The organism is Nitrosospira multiformis, assembly GCF_900110185.1.
Taxonomy (GTDB): Bacteria; Pseudomonadota; Gammaproteobacteria; order Burkholderiales; family Nitrosomonadaceae; genus Nitrosospira; species Nitrosospira multiformis_A.
In genome coordinates this window covers 151,190-168,494 of the sequence record NZ_FOCT01000003.1, presented here as the reverse complement: position 1 = coordinate 168,494, position 17,305 = coordinate 151,190, and the positions used below count along the sequence as shown (strand labels likewise).

At 49.8% G+C, this 17,305-nt stretch carries 16 protein-coding genes, 1 other RNA gene and 2 pseudogenes; 8 read left to right on the top strand and 11 right to left on the bottom strand.

The features are described 5' to 3' along the window. Positions 1-51 precede the first annotated feature (51 nt). Positions 52-174: a hypothetical protein gene (locus tag BMY01_RS18575; protein ID WP_302848417.1), complete on the bottom strand. Its 123-nt coding sequence runs from the start codon at positions 172-174 to the stop codon at positions 52-54. On the opposite strand from BMY01_RS18575, the gene BMY01_RS04810 reads away from it, so the two are divergent. The 8 genes and pseudogenes from BMY01_RS04810 to BMY01_RS04785 form a co-directional block, all read left to right on the top strand. Further along, positions 173-1,699 (top strand): carboxypeptidase M32, encoded by a 1,527-nt coding sequence (locus BMY01_RS04810; RefSeq protein ID WP_074744813.1) that lies wholly within the window; start codon positions 173-175, stop codon positions 1,697-1,699. The genes BMY01_RS18575 and BMY01_RS04810 overlap by 2 nt on opposite strands. A 108-nt stretch (positions 1,700-1,807) precedes the next feature. Continuing rightward, positions 1,808-2,302, top strand: coding sequence for a VOC family protein (locus tag BMY01_RS04805; RefSeq protein ID WP_074745137.1), 495 nt, complete (start codon positions 1,808-1,810; stop codon positions 2,300-2,302). Positions 2,303-2,953: 651 nt separating this feature from the next. Then, positions 2,954-3,060: pseudogene (locus BMY01_RS17310) on the top strand (transposase); the annotation flags it as partial. A gap of 195 nt (positions 3,061-3,255) precedes the next feature. Then, the gene (locus tag BMY01_RS04795) at positions 3,256-3,939 is read left to right on the top strand and encodes a zinc metallopeptidase (protein ID WP_074744809.1); all 684 of its coding nucleotides are present in this window, start codon (positions 3,256-3,258) and stop codon (positions 3,937-3,939) included. Next, positions 3,936-4,085, top strand: coding sequence for a hypothetical protein (locus BMY01_RS18730; protein WP_175463205.1), 150 nt, complete (start codon positions 3,936-3,938; stop codon positions 4,083-4,085). The genes BMY01_RS04795 and BMY01_RS18730 overlap by 4 nt, the downstream gene beginning before the upstream one ends. Next, positions 4,057-4,335, top strand: coding sequence for a hypothetical protein (locus BMY01_RS17715; protein ID WP_175463199.1), 279 nt, complete (start codon positions 4,057-4,059; stop codon positions 4,333-4,335). The genes BMY01_RS18730 and BMY01_RS17715 overlap by 29 nt, the downstream gene beginning before the upstream one ends. Then, the gene (locus BMY01_RS18725; RefSeq protein ID WP_074744807.1) at positions 4,260-4,487 is read left to right on the top strand and encodes a CheR family methyltransferase; all 228 of its coding nucleotides are present in this window, start codon (positions 4,260-4,262) and stop codon (positions 4,485-4,487) included. The genes BMY01_RS17715 and BMY01_RS18725 overlap by 76 nt, the downstream gene beginning before the upstream one ends. A 195-nt stretch (positions 4,488-4,682) precedes the next feature. Continuing rightward, positions 4,683-4,877 (top strand): annotated as a pseudogene (locus BMY01_RS04785) (IS3 family transposase); the annotation flags it as partial. A 245-nt stretch (positions 4,878-5,122) separates the two neighbouring features. Here BMY01_RS04785 and BMY01_RS04780 read toward each other — a convergent pair. The 10 genes from BMY01_RS04780 to ssrA form a co-directional block, all read right to left on the bottom strand. Next, positions 5,123-5,632, bottom strand: a complete 510-nt coding sequence (locus BMY01_RS04780) for a pyridoxamine 5'-phosphate oxidase family protein (RefSeq protein ID WP_074744805.1) — start codon at positions 5,630-5,632, stop codon at positions 5,123-5,125. A 434-nt stretch (positions 5,633-6,066) separates the two neighbouring features. Continuing rightward, positions 6,067-6,579 carry a hypothetical protein gene (locus BMY01_RS04775; protein ID WP_074744803.1) on the bottom strand — a complete coding sequence of 171 codons (513 nt, stop codon included), beginning with the start codon at positions 6,577-6,579 and terminating at the stop codon, positions 6,067-6,069. Between the two features lie 6 nt (positions 6,580-6,585). After that, entirely contained in the window at positions 6,586-7,671 is a 1,086-nt protein-coding gene (locus BMY01_RS04770; RefSeq protein WP_074744801.1) for a DUF262 domain-containing protein, read from the bottom strand. A 94-nt stretch (positions 7,672-7,765) separates the two neighbouring features. Then, on the bottom strand, positions 7,766-10,375 hold the full coding sequence (locus BMY01_RS04765) for a DEAD/DEAH box helicase (protein WP_074744799.1): 2,610 nt from the start codon (positions 10,373-10,375) through the stop codon (positions 7,766-7,768). Positions 10,376-10,377: 2 nt separating this feature from the next. Further along, positions 10,378-11,901: a site-specific DNA-methyltransferase gene (locus BMY01_RS04760; protein ID WP_074744797.1), complete on the bottom strand. Its 1,524-nt coding sequence runs from the start codon at positions 11,899-11,901 to the stop codon at positions 10,378-10,380. Positions 11,902-12,466: 565 nt separating this feature from the next. Further along, positions 12,467-14,230, bottom strand: coding sequence for a DUF927 domain-containing protein (locus BMY01_RS04755; RefSeq protein ID WP_081353751.1), 1,764 nt, complete (start codon positions 14,228-14,230; stop codon positions 12,467-12,469). 10 nt (positions 14,231-14,240) lie between these two features. After that, positions 14,241-14,492, bottom strand: coding sequence for a helix-turn-helix transcriptional regulator (locus tag BMY01_RS04750; protein ID WP_074744795.1), 252 nt, complete (start codon positions 14,490-14,492; stop codon positions 14,241-14,243). A gap of 145 nt (positions 14,493-14,637) precedes the next feature. Further along, the gene (locus BMY01_RS16995; protein ID WP_139176729.1) at positions 14,638-15,231 is read right to left on the bottom strand and encodes a hypothetical protein; all 594 of its coding nucleotides are present in this window, start codon (positions 15,229-15,231) and stop codon (positions 14,638-14,640) included. A 7-nt stretch (positions 15,232-15,238) separates the two neighbouring features. Next, on the bottom strand, positions 15,239-16,450 hold the full coding sequence (locus BMY01_RS04740) for a tyrosine-type recombinase/integrase (RefSeq protein ID WP_074744793.1): 1,212 nt from the start codon (positions 16,448-16,450) through the stop codon (positions 15,239-15,241). A 163-nt stretch (positions 16,451-16,613) separates the two neighbouring features. Beyond that, positions 16,614-16,975: a transfer-messenger RNA gene (gene ssrA, locus BMY01_RS04735) on the bottom strand. Between the last annotated feature and the right edge of the window lie 330 nt (positions 16,976-17,305).

Genomic DNA, 17,305 nt, shown 5'->3' with positions numbered 1-17,305 from the left:
ACCCTGCTCTCGCCTTGCTGCCATTTTAAGAATAAGTCAGTACCGCACACCCTACTTTGCTTGTCCTGTTTCACCCGATTGCGCCTTTAACCATTTCCATGTAATTTCATTTCTATGAAAAAAAGCTTTTATTTCTCCTGAGCGCTTCTTACTTAGAAAGGACAATGCTGCCATGTATCCAGCCCTCCAGTCTTTGAAGGCCCGGTTTGCAGAAATCGATGACCTACGGCGGGCCGTTTCCGTGCTCCATTGGGATATGTCCACCTACATGCCTCAGGACGGAACAGCCTCCCGGGGCCGCATGATAGCCACGGTCGAAAAGGCCGCTCACGAAAAACTCATCGACCCCCATCTGGCCGGGCTTCTGGAAGAAACAGAGGCATTACCCGATGCAACGCTGTCTGCAGACGATCGCGCGTTCCTACGTCTGGCCCGCCGGCAGTTTGTCCGCGCGTCGAAAATCCCTTCCGGTTTCAAGGCCGAATTTTTTCAGCACATGGCCGAGACCTACGAAGTTTGGGTCCACGCACGAAAATTGAATGACTTCAACGTCGTCGCGCCCTTTCTGGAAAAGACGGTCGCATACTCACGAGCCCTCTCGGATTTCTTCAATATGGGAGAAACCGCGTGGATGCATCCGATGGACCCGCACATCGAAGACGCTGACCCGGGCATGACCACGACAGCTCTCAAGACGCTTTTTGCTGACCTTCGACATGATCTCGTACCCTTGGTCCAGGAGTTGTCGTCTCGAAGCAAGCCACGAACCGATTTTTTGTCACGGGCCTGCCCCAAGTCCCAGCAGGTGGGGTTTTTGAACTGGCTTGCCAGGAATATCGGTTATGACTTCAATCGGGGGCGGCAGGATCTCACTCACCACCCGTTCATGACAAAGCTTGGCGCCGGGGATGTACGCATCACCACTCGAATCAATGAGACGAATCTCTGTGATGGCATTTTCAGCACCATTCATGAGTGCGGGCATGCCTTTTACGAACTGGGGCTTTCGCCAGGCCTGGATGGAACTATCCTGGGTCACGGCACTTCCGCCGGAATTCACGAGAGCCAAAGCCGGCTGTGGGAAAACCAGGTTGGCCGGTCCCGGGAATTCTGGACATATTTTTATCCCCACCTGCAGGCCAACTTTTCAGAGGCTCTTGGGGATGTTTCGGTGGAAGAATTCTATTGCGGCATTAATTGCGTGGAACCGTCGTTGATTCGAACCGAGGCTGATGAAGTGACCTACAACCTCCACGTCATGATCCGCTTCGACATCGAATCGCAGCTTCTGGACGGCTCACTCCAAGTGAAGGATCTGCCCACGGCCTGGAATGACCGGTATGAGGCTGACCTTGGCGTACGTCCGTCGTCCGATGTTCAGGGCTGCCTTCAGGATGTCCATTGGTATTACGGGGGCGTTGGTGGAATGTTCCAAGGCTATACGATTGGAAATCTCTTTAGCGCACAGTGCTTCGAGGCTGCTCTTGAAGTCCATCCGGAAATTCCGCAGGGCATGATGCAGGGAAATTTCAGCACCCTTCATTCATGGCTGAAGGAAAACATTTATCAGTACGGCTCAAGTCTTTTCCCGCAAGAACTGATCCGCCGTGTGACCGGTCACGACTTATCGTCGAAACCCTTCGTTGCGTACCTGAAGCGGAAATACCTGTTGACACTTCCGCCCAACAAGAGCGACTAGCGTACTGGGCCGCTATGACTTGAACATGCGGTGGGCATGGCTGATGAAGCAATCGCCCTGCCTGCGCAGCTTGAATGTACGTACCTGTTCCAACTCAGGAGAACCAATATGGTCAGCAAGAACACGATTTGCCTTTGGTATGACGGCACCGCGCTGGATGCCGCGAGGTTCTACGCCGAGACGTTCCCGGACAGCGCGGTGGAGGCAGTCCATCGCGCGCCTGGCGACTTTCCTGCAGGCAAGCAGGGCGATGTCTTAACGGTCGAGTTCACGGTAATGGGCATCCCTTGTCTCGGCTTGAACGGGGGCTCAGCGTTCAAGCACAACGAAGCATTCTCGTTCCAGGTTGCGACCGACGACCAGGCCGAAACAGACCGTTTGTGGAACGCGATTGTCGGAAACGGCGGCCAGGAAAGCGTATGCGGCTGGTGCAAGGACAAGTGGGGAGTGTCATGGCAGATCACGCCACGTGCCCTGACGGCTGCGATCAGCGATCCTGATCGAGCAGCGGCCAAGCGCGCGTTCGAAGCCATGATGGGAATGGGAAAGATCGACATAGCTGTGATCGAAGCGGCTCGCCGTGGTGACGCTCCCGATGCCTAACCCATGTCGCCGCGCCTGCCGAATTCCTAAAAATTCACGCTTTATAACTGCCAACCAAACTTTAAGACATTCATGAATTCCTTAACTTAAGAATAAATTTCTAAATAGTTGTGTTTTGCTGATCCTTCGTCCCTGATCATCTTTAACGGATTGGAGGCTCCAGAAGACTTTGTATTCAAATAACCCCGACCTTTCGGAGTGCAAAGGAACAAACTTCTCCCCCAGGATTTGCCTTCCGTTATCAATAGTGACTTGGGGCCTCTTCTTCTCCCGACTAACCAGCTGGCAACCGAATTCTTGAGTCTCCACGTATCTGACGCCATCTATCTCATAAACTCGCGTCATGGTTTCTCGCGGTTTGGTTTCTCGCGGTTGTACTGGAACAAGTGCATGTTTTTGCTTGTTATCCGCCATATTTCCCCCCTCTCCCCTAGATAAAATACACTTTGTCAAATGGCTATTACGTCCTGTGATATCGCCTGTCCATGCAGATACCTAATGGGCGCGATGGCATAAGGATAAAGCTTCGCCACACTAAATTAAATGATGATTTATTCGGCAAAACTTTAACGCTTTTAGAAGCCCTGATGTGCTCCCGTTAAAACGCGCCATTTGGAATCTAGTAAAGTTCGTTTTTCGAGGAGAGTGGACGTGAAGAACGGTTTTACGGATGAGCAAATTATTGGATTTCTGAAGCAGGCAGATGAAGGCATTCCAGTCGGGAATTGTGCCGTCAACATGGCTTTTCTGATGCCTCTTCTACACCTAGAGCCCCAAGTTTGGCGGGCCGGTATCTGACGTAAACGCTTCTATTTAGGCTTTATCTGGTTGGGCTCAAGAAATTATTTTGAACATTATTGATCAAACGTACAGATATAGCGCGCTTCGAAGCTGAGTTATAGATAAGCGCCATCTGGACAGTCGATTAAAGTAGTTTTTTATTAAATTTCCGCATGCTCTATCTGATATTGATCTGTTTCATCGCTCTCCTGATCGTCGGGCCTTCCTATTGGGTCAAACATACAATGGAAAAATATAGCGAACCCGCGAATCGCTATTCATTTACCGGAGCGGAATTGGCTCGCAACCTGCTGAACAGCGCGAAGCTGCCACATGTAGGCGTGGAGGTAACCGAATCGGGCGACCATTATGACCCGTTGAAAAAAACAGTCCGTCTCACACCGGATAAATTCAACGGCCGTTCACTGACAGCTATAACAGTTGCAGCGCACGAAGTTGGCCATGCCATCCAGGATCACGATAACTATCCACCCCTTGCCATGCGTACTAGGCTGATGCAATGGACTGCGGGTGTGGAGAAACTGGGTGCCGGTATCCTGATGTTGGCTCCAGTAATGATGACGGTATTCCGCTCCCCTGCAGCTGGGTTGCTTTTGCTTGTCAGTGGCATTTTGACCCTGGGAAGCACTGTGCTCGTGCACGCGGTAACCTTACCAATGGAGTTGAATGCCAGTTTCAACCGGGCCCTGCCCCTTTTGGAGCGAGAACGCTACCTGATCAATGGTGATATGCCGCACGCCCGGCGCTTGCTTGGCGCTGCGGCATGGACTTATGTCGCAGCTTCCCTGATGACTCTCCTCAACATGGCCCGTTGGTTGGCGATCCTGCGCCGATGAGGGAACCCCAACGCAAAATGGCAATGGGGATGAACTCGGCGGCATTCTCTTTACATAAACTGATTATCATCACAGGGAATGTGGGCATGGAGTTCGTCAAAATGCCTTGGGCCGAACTTGCCGCAGGGGTGGACTGTCTGGCATGAGCGACCGGGACTGCACTGCCCTGCTCAATGGGCGCTGCCTCAGCTCAGCCATCGCTGGGAGGGCTACCGCAGGGTACGACGGCAGATCTGCAGGCGTCTCGCTGCACGCATTGATGCACTGGGTCTCGCCGATATGCCGGCTTATCGCAGACGGGTGGAAGAGGATCCGGCAGAGTGGACAGCGCTACGCGCCACTCTCAGGGTAACCGTCTCCCGTTTTTCCCGGGCCGGGGCACGTTCCATGCCCTAATACAATCCATCCTCCCCGCCTTGGCCGAACTGGCCCTTAAAAAGGGTGAAAAGACTTTACGCGTATGGAGCGCGGGCTGCGCAAGCGGCGAGGAACCTTACAGTATGAGCCTCCTATGGAGCTTCGCCCTGCGGACCGATGGCCAGCGCTAAATCTGTCCATTCTAGCCACCGACATTGATGCAGACGTGCTGCGCCGCGCGAAAAGGGAGGTGGTTGTCAAGAAAAACACAATCGAACACCGCTTATCCATGCCCATGTACCGAAGCAAAGTATAGGTAAAGCTAACACAGTGACATGAACCGCCCCGGGTTTTGAGGAGGCTCCAACATCTGAGAAAATGGAGCCATGAAGAAACAAAACAACTTTTCCCCCGAGGTGCGTGAGTGCGCTATGCGCATGGTGCTGGAGCACCGCGGCGAGTATCCATCGTTGTGGGCCACCATTGAATCGATTGCGCCCAAGATTGGCTGTGTGCCGCAAGCCTTGAACGAATGGGTGCCCAGTGAAGTTGATACGGGAATGCGTTACGGTGTTACCACGCTATACCGCTATATTCCCCCCGCAAGCAGTGCGAGTCTCGAGACAGACAGGCGGATATACTAATATCGGGATGATAAACAGATTTGGCAAACCCCAGTCCAGCTCTTGGCGTACTTGGATTCTGCTGCCGTGCCAGCTATGAATTTCGCGTGCTATGGGGACAGCCGAAGAGTTGAAAAAGGAGCGAATGAATCCTGTAGCGTTTAGTTTCACAGGAGGCCAGGAGTTTTCAACAGCTGCCCCGATTATTCCTCGTTTACATCCAGTTTGCGATGTTCCCCCAATGCATCGGTATCACCTGTCACCAGCGCTTTCACAAGTCCGTATGCCCGCGCAGTAGCATTGTCAGGCGCATCCCAATATTCGACTGCTATGATGCTGACTTTGAGCAAAGCGAGATCCGGATCATCCAAGCCCTTTGGGAACCAGGGCTTGAGCCACGGAGACCATAAAGTCTGCATCTTCTCCTTGTCGTGCACCAGCTCCGCTGGCCCGGATATGGAAAGATAGTCGTACTTATCGGTACGAGCGTAAGAGAGATTGACTTGCTGGTCCGGTTGCGCTTCCTCGATTTTTGGGGATGACAGGGAAGTAAAAAACCAGAGGTTGCCTTCGCTGTCCAGTTGCATCGTAGCCATGGGACGGCTACGCAAGGTCCCGTCTTTTTCCTTGGTCGTCAACATCGCAAATTTGGCATCGCCAACCATTTCCGCCACTTTAGCCAGAGCGGCATTATGTTGTTCATCGATTTCCACGGCTTACTCCTTTACATGAACCGGGATTGATATTCAGCGTTTCCGATGCTCCAGGTTGATGGAGCTGGTACATTTTAATCCTTTCCTTTAGGCTAGACGCCTCAACGCGCCTTAGCCAGCCTTGATCTTTGCCGTTTGGGTAGTCAGGTAAAATGCGAAAAAATCGTCTTTTGTTCCATGGCATTTCGATCTGTTTGGAGTGCTTGGTTGGAGTTCCAAGCCAGATCGAATGTGTAGAAACGATTAAGCCGCTTAGAATCAGCGGCTTAAGGCGGCGTCAATTGAATAATCTTCATAACGCCTATGAATACACGATTATTCCAGTTCGAGAAAGCATTGTTACCGTCAGAGTTACCGTCACGCTCTCGGCATTACCGAAGCAATTCGTAATAAATGCGGGTTATTCTTCGCGCCCCTTACCCACCGCCCGTTATTTATAGAAAGTCAACAATCTTTAACTCCGCTTCAAGCTCTTCAAGGCCGAAAAATATTTGTCTTGCTTGCTGTGTTATAACACTTGGAGATGCTGTACTGATGTACAGCATTTTCTCGCTGTTGTTCTCAACATAATGGGTATGTGCGTGGGTATGACGGTGAGGTTTCAATGACTTGACGGCTGATTCAAACGGAAGAAAGTACATTCCCGAACTTCTAAGTTTAACCAGAATTTGCTCGAAATGCCGCATCCCAATAATGAGTGAAAGCAACGGATAAAAATTTCTGTTTATGTCAAAGCCACTATTTCTTTTGATTTCCTCTTCGACATATTTTTTAAAAGAATCAAGTGTTAGTTTGCTAGCACACGCTCGCATAACGTGATCTTGTGCCTCCTCAATCCATCCACACAGCTCCAGCAGAGCGTATTTCGCGTATCGAGGGTCTCTTTTTTCTTCGTACTTACGGTCAAGCTCCGCGAGCGAAACTAACAGGTCGGAATTGCTGAACATCAGTCTCTAGGAGAAGCTTTCGATTGCTTGCTTAATGCGTTGCTTTACGCTATCCGTACGTGAAATATCGGCGCTTAATGCAGTAGTGGAAAGTAAAGGAATGTTCAAAAACTTTTGATAGCGCTGTTGAAGCTCCTCGCTAGTGAAGTTACTGACCGAGCTGATATTGCTAGCAATTGCAACCAGCAGCGCCTCCGCCTGGGAAAAACCGAACTTCTTCCCATCAATGAGAACAATTAGCTTATTAACAATCACATCTAAAGTTTTTTTAAATTTTAAACGCATTTCTAAAAGTAACGTGTCGCTAGTCCACCGTCTAGTAGCCATAAAATCGTTCAAGAATCGCGGAAGATTCCCTTTATATGATTCCCGATCTTCATAAAATGCAAAGAAGCGCAACACAAGCTCAACAGAACGGAATCTTTCTTTCTTACCGTGCACAATCGACAAAAACGTTTGCCACTCTGCTGACCGGTCGAGTTCGATTAGCAATATATTGAATGGACCCGAGTAGATACAATTTCGTATTTCCTGATTGTTTAACCTCATCCCTCCAGCATTTAACCTGTGAAATATTTTAAACAGGTAATCCAAATGACGTAATTCGCTAAAATCGCATCTCAATACGGTAATCGGCAGGGTAAGATTTTCGACACGCTCGTAATAAACATGTAACTCCGAGGTGTCATCACGAAAAAGCCGTACGTCAGCACCGGCAAGCCTGGGGTCAATGTCTTTAAGCTTTGAAAACTTCCAATTTTTAGTTTTATCAAAAAAGCGAATGATAGATGACATGCGCTGGAGTCCATCAATTACCATCCACTTGCTTTTCTTGTAGTCAAAGCCGAAACACATGCTGGGAATTGGCAATTGCTTTATCAACGAGTCAATAAAGCGAGTTTGATCTGGTCCGTCCCAAACAACACCTCGCTGAAAGTACGGGTCAACATCTAACTGCTTTTTTTCATATAAGCGATAGAGGTCGGCGCAAGATCGTAGCTCATTGAAAACAACAATATCAGGCGGGGGCTGCTCACGATATTCATATTCTTCAGAATAACTAAGTTCGGATTGTTCTATTCCCTGAGCCATAGTTGATGATAATTCCGTTTATTTGATGCTTAAACCAAATGATGTAACACAAGCGGCTGCAAATACGCTGTCTGATAATTTCTGAGACTAAAAATCACCTTATCTTGGCAGAAAGTTGGTCATACACACCGCGCCCCATTTCGTCTTTTTTCTCAGCCATTAGGAACAGGCCTTTGCCGTTGCTTTTCTTCTCCCATAGTTCACCCATCTGCCGTTTTTCCTTGCTGTCGTCATTGCTTGCATAGGCTGCACCTTTATATTCAACAACGAGCAAGCGATTATCTTCTAGTAGCGCTACAAAATCAGGGTAAAAACGATCAGATGAAGTTGGTAGCCAGAAGGCAGCCCTAGGCTGGCCGGATAGGTTCCGTACCCAATATTTGACATGTTTAATCGAATCTAGCGCAAAAGCACATTCAAACTCTTCGCCTTTGCCCTCAAGCTCACCAGGAAGCGCGTAGTAATGTTTCTGGAAACGGTAGCTGCCGGAGTAAAGCCAGTTTGCAGGATAGCTGACAGGATCAAACGAGAAAGTGTAAGTGAAAGAGGTCTCCACGGCAGCAGTCGGGCCAAACAGTGTTTCTTGATAACCCTTGGCGTATGCTTCTTCCCGATGCCGTTTGATTTTTTCGATTAGAACCTTTGCAAGAATAAATTTCGCACGGAGTAATGTGGTCAAGTCAAAACCTTGTTTATCACATAGTGAAGTCACTACACGCCGCAAGAACTCCAGCATTGTTATCTGGCTTATATCTGGCTGCCTGACCTGTTTATCCAGCCAACGCACCAAATCATTTAGGGTGAGTCCTAAGAAACCTTCCCCGAATGTCATTTTTGCTTGCGGGTCAAGCATATTCCAAACAACTTTGTCGCCATCCACATCGAAAATAAAGCGTTTAGCAGAATCGTCGTAACGGAACTCAGGCAGCGTAGGGGGAAAATCCAGAAGGTTCCAACCGTTTTCATCCAAAAATAATTCCCGCTCGGCAATCTCCAGTTCACCTTGCACCCAAACACAGAGGCGCGGCACTTTGAAAGCTCGCTTTTGCTCAGATGGGGAGGGCTTGAATTTTTGGTAATGCCGATGAGTGTCAATGGTTTTCTGTGCTTCTGCGCGCTCCTCTTTGGGTAAGGCGTTTACCAGCTTTGCCGCAAGATCTTGGCTTAATTCACCCTTAACATGAATTTCAATATTGCCAGAGGAAGCTTCTATTACTTCCACGTGAGATTGCTCGGCTTCGGAGAGGTTACTCAGGTCGGGCTTTTCAGACGTCAGGAGCGTAAGCAGTGGCATAACAAGCGGAAGGCTGGGAGTCGAACCTTCCAGCAAATCCTGCTGTGGCTGGATTACCGTTTCTACTTCCTCTCGCTCGAACCCCATGGAAACCAACGCATCTTTCAAATCATTGGCTGCTTGAGCAAAGGATGGGCTGGAAACGTGTGCATAAGCCCGATTCAATTCTTCAACCGCACGGCGGCGAGCGTAAGGCATTCGTAATACCCGTCCAAGTAATTGCTCTACATCCTTGGAAGAACGGATATTCGCCACCGAGCAAAAAACGTAGGCAAAAGAACAGTCCCATCCTTCCTTCAACGCTTGGACGGTAATGATGATTTCAATGATGCAAGCCGGGTCAAACAGATCAATTCCGTCTAGTCCCCTTTGTGCTCCAGTGGCAATGGCAATTCTGTTTTCGTCGATACCTTCATTTTCGACGAGGTGCACCTTTAAAACCTCAACGTTGACTTCCTTGTCCTTGTTCTCTGCTTGAAGCAGCAATATCGGTCGAATCGCTCCATCGAACTTTGCCGCCGCTGCTGCCAGCCTCGCGCGTGTTTCAAGAGCCGCATGCACGGCCTCTTGCCAGTTGTTATGTTCAGTTAACACTATGGGCAGCTTGATCATGTCTTCCGCTTTCAATTCGGAAGCGGACACACGATGCAACACATTGCTTCCCGTCTTCTTGTCTGTGTCAGGGGTCGCGGTCAACTCGATAATGCACGCGGGCGCAACTCGACTTAATACCTCAAATGTCAGCTTGGTTCGCGCATTATGAGCCTCATCCATAATCACCAGGGGCCGATGCAGATTCAGCAGATTGGCAAAAGAAAACTTGATTTGCTCGCCGCCATTCAGCCTTTCAAGCCCAGGATAGTCTTTGCTCACCTTCGCAAAATGAGATTCCAGCGCTTCCTTGTGCGCGTAAACGTCCCGTCCATCTGTGCTGTCTACGCGCAGGGTTTGCAACGTGGCCACCACTACACAAACCCGTTCTTGCAAATCCTTAGGGCGTATAAGCTCAAGTTCGGTAATGTCGAAAACTGACACCTTTCCCTCGAAAGCCTCATCGATTACTTGCCGATACAGGTGAGTGGAATTTCTCAAAGTTTCCAGCGTTTGTATGCGAATGGTGTTTGAGGGCACCAGCCATAACACGATGGGATTATCTTCCTCAAGGTAAGCGCGGGCAGCAATGCTGATGCTATAAGCTGCTAGCAGGGTTTTTCCCCCGCCTGTTGGCAAGCGCAAACAAATGTAAGGCACTTCTTGAAGGCCGGGGATTTTACGGTATCGAGGAATGCGGCCATCAAGTGACATAGCATGTTTGGCGAACGCCGTTTCCACGCCTGTAACGCGAGCGCTATCAAGAAATGTTTTAAGCACGTTAAGGGTTCTGGATTGATATGTTTTGAGCTGGAACACGTTTACCTTGCCTTGATGTCGTAGGGAGTTTGCTTGAAGGTAATCCGCTCCAGTTGCAAGCGTTCGGAACCAAAGCGGGAAGATTCGCCATAAATCACCTTAGGGCCGTCAAATGGTGGCAATGCAGCAAGCACTTTGGATGTCAGCACGTTTCCCCCATCGGGACGCCTATCGCCCAATATTCCGTTAAACAGCAGGTAATAAGCGGTTCCATTATGAATACCTAAGAATGGCGAACCCGGCGGTGTGGTCAAGGGCGTTCGGGTTTCGCTAAACCACACATGAGCCGCCAAATGAGCGAAGCTAATATCGGGATTGATACGACCATCAGCATCAAACACGGGAGCACCAAGGCGATAGAAGCGGAAGCCCCCTCCCCCTTTCCAATCAACAGCTTCTGAAATGCCACCTTGTTCACCTTCAATAACTTTTTTTAGGCGAGGCGCGCAATGGGTTTCAGCGTGCTTGCCAATCTCAATACCGATATAGCGGCGGCCCATTTTCTGTGCAACGGCGGCGGTTGTGCCAGAACCAAGGAATGAATCAAGAATAAGGTCGCCAGGTTTCGTCGAGATCATCATGATTTTTTTTTGCAGTCGCTCAGGCTTTGGAGTACCAAACTTATCTTCGGAAAACAAATTAAGACTCTCAAGCATTGCTTGCTGGGTATGACCCGCATCGTTATAAAACCAAATACTTCTCGGTACGACATTTCGACTACCTTCGAGAAATTTCTTAAATCTGGGCATCAATGCCTTACCATCTTTACCCCAATAGATCAGCTTGTTGACCACATGCTCTTCATGCTTATCACGTGAGAATGCCCAGACACGTGTCTTTCTCGGCCATATTTCTTCCCCGGTATTCGGATTTGTTATCGGGTAATAGAGATTAGGACGCTCATCAATTGTTTTTGCGCAGGTATAAGCCGCTGAGTTCCAAGAACCTCTAGGATCATTGTCTGGATTCTTATAATAAGACTTTTGCGCTTCATCTCGCTCCAATCGATTAGGTTTCCATTTGGTCTTTCGTTTTGCATACAGCAATAGATGTTCATGATCTCCGCTTAACCAGAGAGCATCATTCGCCGGAGACACTTTCTTTTGCCAAACCACGTTTGCTACAAAATTATTCCTCCCAAAAACCTCATCCATCACTATCTTAAGGTAGTGTCCCTCGTTATCATCGATAGAAACCCATATGCTGCCATTTTCATGCAATAAGTCCCGTAGCAACTCCAGGCGCGGATACATCATTGAAAGCCATTTGGCATGTTCAAGGTTGTCATCATAGTGCTCGAAGGCGCTCTGCGTGTTATAAGGCGGGTCAATATAGATGCACTTCACACAGCCCGAGTAGGACGGCAGCAGCGACTTCAGCGCGTCTAAGTTGTCGCCCTGAATGAGCATGTTTTCAGAATCAGAATCACCAAACGATAATTCTGGGACGTGCTCCAGCAACCGATAAGGGGCTTTGCTCGATAGCTTTAAATCAGCGTCTCGGGTTAGCCAATGAAGAAGTGGCATTAGATATTCTCATTTTCCCGTTGCCTTGTTTCATTAAACATGACGGGCGATTATAGTTTGCGTATTTAAGGTGCGTATTGTGCCGGTCATCCGGCGAGCGTATTTTAATAAAACCAGCGGTAACACCGGTAACAATTGGGATAAGCTGCTGGAAACGTCCAATTCATGAAGCTTTCCGTGTTATCGTGAAACGTCACCCGTTCGAGTATATGGGGTAACGGCGGTAACAGGTTTCAGCTTGAGTCAGAATAATTTGAGAAGGGCGCTTGTTTAACTCGCTTGCCGTACCAGGAACAAAGGGAAGATATAAACCGTAACAGTATCAGTAATGGTTACAGTTACGGTAACGGTATCCGTAACAGAGAATCGAACATATCAATAAATCCTGTAACGGTAACAGGAATAAATTCAGCAAAGATTTCTGTAACGGGAATTCCTGTAACGAGATTTCCGGAAACGGAATACATGTTACCGACTGGTTTGGCGCGGTAACATCAGGGTTACGTCGAAAATTTCGCTCCTATTGGCTGTTACCGCGTTACCGCTGTAACAGCGGCAATTGCGTTTACTCTTCCTCATCCCGATATCGAATAACGTAGACCCTCGATGAACCCAATCCTTGAAGTCGGACAACTTGCGACGGTTTGCCGTCATTGCCGGGAAGCAATACTCCCGCTTCCATCAAGACCTTCTTAACGGTTTTTTCGTCAAAACCTTGGCATACTTCCATACGGAATGCTTCCGGCAATACCAGAAATTCCCGTCCATCTTTTATTCCACTCCGGTAGAAACCCGCCCTTTTTGGAATGCGCTGGTCAATTGTTGCGCTGATATCTTCAAACCTGCTTGCACCATGGGTTTCAAAGAAAGCACGTACCTGTGCCAATATTGCTCGTTCTTCGCGGTTGCCACTCCCGCCAAAGGCTTCCAGCCAAGCGGCAAAGCAGGTGCGAGCAGCATGAGTCGCTTCACCTTCCCGCCAGCCTGTTAATTGGCAATGAGTGGCAAGTTCACCGGCAACGGCAACCAATGCAAAGCGACGCGCTACCCGCTCAACTTGCCCTGCCGCCCTTGCCGGTATTACTCCCGTTACAAATTGCTTGATTTGCTCAGGGATAAAGTCTTTGAGGGAAATCCTGTTCGCGACGAGATAGCGCAACCATTCCTTACCAACACCGCCATGATATTTGCTAGATGCTTCCTTTACCGCTATCGCCAGGGAAGCGGCATTGGGATATCCATTCAATGTCTCAAATATGCCCATGCCTGAGCCTGCATCAGCTTCTATATCCGCCAGTCTGATTTCTTGCCCCGCAGTCGATTGCTTGCCTGCTTGTGCCATGATCGCGGAAAGGGACGTTTCACCCGCGCTTAAGAACAGCAGCCGCCAGCGTTGGCTTGAGCGGACAAAGCCATTGCGTGACGCTCTGACTTTGCCTTGCCCATTCGTTAAAAGATAAGCAGCTTCTCCCGCATCCTTTGGTTCGATCTGCCCAATTTCATCCAGAATCAGCAAGCCGTCATTGTGCAGTGTTGCCAATCCTTCCAAGCCATTGACTGTGCCACGCCAAAGCCGCACATAAGCTGAAGGATTGCCCCATACTGAAGCGGCAAGCTTTAATGCAGTGGATTTACCGGACGATGAAGCGCCACGCAAATGAAAGCCGCCAGAATCTTCCCCGGCTATTTCAGCTAAAGCGCCTGCAAAAGCAATGGATAATGCGAACACAAGGCGTGTATTGCCCGACGCCAGCGCTGCTACTGATTCCTGCCATTCCTCTACCGTGCCTGATTCGGCATAAGCCGGTTCAATCGCATGTGAGTTTTGAAACACAACAGGCTCTTCAGCTTCCCCAATTGCACCACTGGGTGTAACAAAGGTATTGCCGTGCCAGCCCAGCCGATCCACACACCGCGCTCGGGCTTCTACTGGCCATACCTTGATGTAGGCACTCAACAAGCCACGTGCCAATTGATTTGGCGAGATGTGCAAGCCAAGGCGGGCAAGCTCACGCCTTACATCCGAGCCATCGCTTTCCAGTAGTTCCAGCGGCATCGCCCATTGATGGATATGTCCATCATCATCTTGCCATTCCAATAATCGCCCCCATTCGCCGCTTTTCTCATCCCTTGTTTTTGCTATTACATATAAAGGTGCACAAATCCATTGAGGTTGTTGCTCATTTCCGTCTTTATCTCTACCGTGGAAATAGACGCCTGTTTCTGCAAGTTCGAAGCGCCCGCTCCCGTATGAGCATGAAGTTATAGAGGCAGATGTTGAGTTTTGGGTTGCCGTGAGGGAAGCGATTGGTGTACGTATATTTTGCATCGCCATCCCCTTACAGCGCCTTGCCCGCTGTTTTACGGGCAGCTTCCAGCTTGACTACCAGTTCCCGTATTTCATCGTCGCTCTTGCCAGCAATGCGGGCAGCATTAATGGCAGCCACTTCGCCAGCGGGCCCACCTACAGAACGCGGGCCAAGTCTTACAGGCTTAGGCCAAAGCCCTTGCTGAATGCGAAGATAAATGGTTGAACGGGATGCGCCGGACTCGGCTTTAACAGCAGGAAGTCTTAGGATTGCTTGAACCATGTTTGTACCTCTTTAGGTGTGGTTGAACATGGTTGGCAATTAAATAGCACAAGCGAATACGATAATACGCGCGGTGGGTCGCGGGTATTCGCTGCGAATTACGTGGAAACTGGCGCCAGTAGTGGCTTTTGGAGGGCGCGGTGAATTATTTGCGCGGGCCGGTCGGAAGACCGTCAGCGCGAAGGATAGTAGCCATGATTTCGGCGGCACGTTCAGACACGCCTTCCCCTTTTAGCCAGTCGATGACTTGTTGATTGGTAGGTGCGGTGGTCGGGTCTGCCGGGTCGTAGTTACTCCAGAAACGCTGAGCGGCACCAGCAAGCTTTCGCAACAAATGCGTTTCGTGCCTACCCCAGGGCCAATCGAGATTACTGAGAGTGATGGGTTCAGACTGCCAGGGGAATTGCGCGGGAATGGGATATTGTATGCTTTTAACCCATGTGGCGAAGTTTGTAAGCTTTACTTCGCTTTCTTCCAGTCCTTCCTCACTGCGTGAAAGCAGTTTCAAGACACTATTAGCGCCAATACTGGCCTTGGCCATGTCAAGTAAATCCTCAAATTGCCGGGGTGGCTCCTTGAGCAGCCGTGCGAGTTGAGGCTTATCGAATAGTTGGAAGTTGGCTGGATCAAGATCGCACGCCAACGCGATAGCTTGCCAAAGCCTTGCCTGTTTAATCGATTTCCAGTTATCCCAATTTGGCTTGCGAAGTCCCCAAGGCCAAGCATTGCCTTCAGTCATTATTGCCTTAGGCCACGCCATGCAGGGGAATGATTTCGGCCCCGGCTTTGAGCTTGTCCAGGTAATCAGCCCATTGCTGCATCATCTTGCGGCGTTCGGGTAAATGCGCTGTACGGTTATAGGCACGGCCATTGGGGTCTCTTACCGAATGGGCTAACTGGTGTTCGATGAAGTCAGGGCGAACGCCTAGCACTTCATCAAGAATGGTTCGTGCCATAGCTCTGAAGCCATGCCCACTCATTTCTTCCTTGTCTATGCCCATCCGCCGAAGCGCAGCCAGTATCGCGTTATCACTCATGGGGCGGCCATTGGTACGTGCACCAGGGAAAACAAAGGGACTTCTGCCCGTCAAAGCTTGCAGTTCCTTGAGTATTTCCACTGCTTGTGTTGAGAGGGGAACGATGTGCGGAGTATTGGTCTTAGTGACGATATAACGCCATTCTGCCACATCCAGGTCTATATCTTTCCACTCAGCTTTACGTAGCTCGCCAGGACGCACGAATACCAGCGGAGCAAGACGCAAGGCACAACGTACAACGTGAGAACCTGTATAGCCATCGATTGCCCGCAGCAACGCTCCTACCTGCTTAGGTTCAGTAATAGCGGCAAAATGTTCTCCCTTAACCGGAGGAAGGGCGCCTCTCAAATCAGCGGAAATATCTCGGGTAGCACGTCCGGTTGCTATGGCATAGCGAAACACTTGTCCACAGTTACCCAATGCCCTATGCGCGGTTTCCACTGCGCCCCTGTCTTCGATGCGCCGCACTGTTGTCAGCAGTTCAGGTGCGGCTATCTCGGTAATGGGCTTGCTGCCTATCCAAGGGAATATGTCACGCTCAAAGCGGCGAATGATGCGCTCGCCATGGCTTTCATTCCAGCTCGGAGAATACTTGCTATACCACTCCCTGGTGACGACTTCGAAGCTGTTTGCAGCCTTTTCCAGCTTGGCGGCTTTTACCGCTTTACGGTTTTCGCCAGGATCGACATCGGAAGCAAGCAGCTTGCGGGCTTCATCACGGCGATTGCGAGCTTCCTTTAGGCTCACGTCGGGGTAGACGCCCATGGAGAGGGTTTTGCGTTTGCCGCCATACCGATAATCAAATCGCCACCAGCGGGAGCCATTGGGCTTGAGCAGCAGGTAAAGCCCGCGCTCATCTGTTAGCTTGAGAGGTTTGTCAGCAGGTTTGGTATTGCGAATAGCGGTGTCGGTAAGTGCCATGACGGTAACTCCAGTTGGCGGTAACTCTATTACCGTCAAGTTTACCGTCAGTTACCGTCGGATTACAATAGATGAGTTTGGATTTGTTTGGACAACAAAAAACCCGCAAGCCTTTATTCATGCGGGTTTTATGGATTTCTTTGGATTATTTTGGACTTTCAATTGGTGGAGGCGGCGGGAATTGAACCCGCGTCCGCAAGTCCTCTACAGGCAGTTCTACATACTTAGCCATGTTTTTTGATTTAACCTGGCATCCGTCAACCGGCAGACTGATGGCAGGCGAGTTACCTATTGTTTAACGCCCTGTAAAGTAACCCTACTGAGCGCGATCCTCGTTAATGGCTCCGCTGCCTGTTGCCAGACCCGGCGTTGAGGCCCACCGGTGCGGAGTCTAGCCGGATTTAAGCGGCTAAAGCGTAGTTTTCGTCGTTTGCGACTATTGGTTTCCAGATGTATTTACGAGGTAACTGGTCCTCGGTATGCCCTGCTCTGCTTTGCAACCCACGTCGAAGCCAGGTCGCCCCCGGCATTCTGTATTACGGCTAGTTAGATGACTGCGAACCGAAAGAGTTCAATGGAGAGTGCTACGCATTAATCCCTCAGCACGCCTACCCAAAGATTCCCTTGATTGCAGCAATACTGGCTGGGATTATACCCATTATTGTCCGGGGAGAGAACTCAAACCCATTCCCTGATTTTGACGTTACCAATAGCCATGTCTTCGAGGAAGAAATTTGGCCCAGGTCTTGGCACCGTTCCCCTTCGGCAAGCTCAGGGCGAGCAGCGGTCGAGAGATTGAAGCCACCCTCTCCCTGCCCCTCCCTGGCAGGGAGAGGGAGTCTTTTTGGACGAACG

Excerpts from the sequence above, each read along its gene's own strand:
- BMY01_RS04770 (WP_074744801.1), bottom strand. The coding sequence starts at position 7,671 with ATGGCTCAGGGAATAGAACAATCCGAACTTAGTTATTCTGAAGAATAT.
- BMY01_RS18730 (WP_175463205.1), top strand. The coding sequence starts at position 3,936 with ATGAGGGAACCCCAACGCAAAATGGCAATGGGGATGAACTCGGCGGCA.
- BMY01_RS04795 (WP_074744809.1), top strand. The coding sequence starts at position 3,256 with ATGCTCTATCTGATATTGATCTGTTTCATCGCTCTCCTGATCGTCGGG.
- BMY01_RS04755 (WP_081353751.1), bottom strand. The coding sequence starts at position 14,230 with ATGCAAAATATACGTACACCAATCGCTTCCCTCACGGCAACCCAAAAC.
- BMY01_RS04750 (WP_074744795.1), bottom strand. The coding sequence starts at position 14,492 with ATGGTTCAAGCAATCCTAAGACTTCCTGCTGTTAAAGCCGAGTCCGGC.
- BMY01_RS04740 (WP_074744793.1), bottom strand. The coding sequence starts at position 16,450 with ATGGCACTTACCGACACCGCTATTCGCAATACCAAACCTGCTGACAAA.
- BMY01_RS18575 (WP_302848417.1), bottom strand. The coding sequence starts at position 174 with ATGGCAGCATTGTCCTTTCTAAGTAAGAAGCGCTCAGGAGAAATAAAA.
- BMY01_RS04805 (WP_074745137.1), top strand. The coding sequence starts at position 1,808 with ATGGTCAGCAAGAACACGATTTGCCTTTGGTATGACGGCACCGCGCTG.
- BMY01_RS16995 (WP_139176729.1), bottom strand. The coding sequence starts at position 15,231 with ATGACTGAAGGCAATGCTTGGCCTTGGGGACTTCGCAAGCCAAATTGG.
- BMY01_RS04775 (WP_074744803.1), bottom strand. The coding sequence starts at position 6,579 with ATGTTCAGCAATTCCGACCTGTTAGTTTCGCTCGCGGAGCTTGACCGT.
- BMY01_RS04760 (WP_074744797.1), bottom strand. The coding sequence starts at position 11,901 with ATGCCACTTCTTCATTGGCTAACCCGAGACGCTGATTTAAAGCTATCG.
- BMY01_RS04810 (WP_074744813.1), top strand. The coding sequence starts at position 173 with ATGTATCCAGCCCTCCAGTCTTTGAAGGCCCGGTTTGCAGAAATCGAT.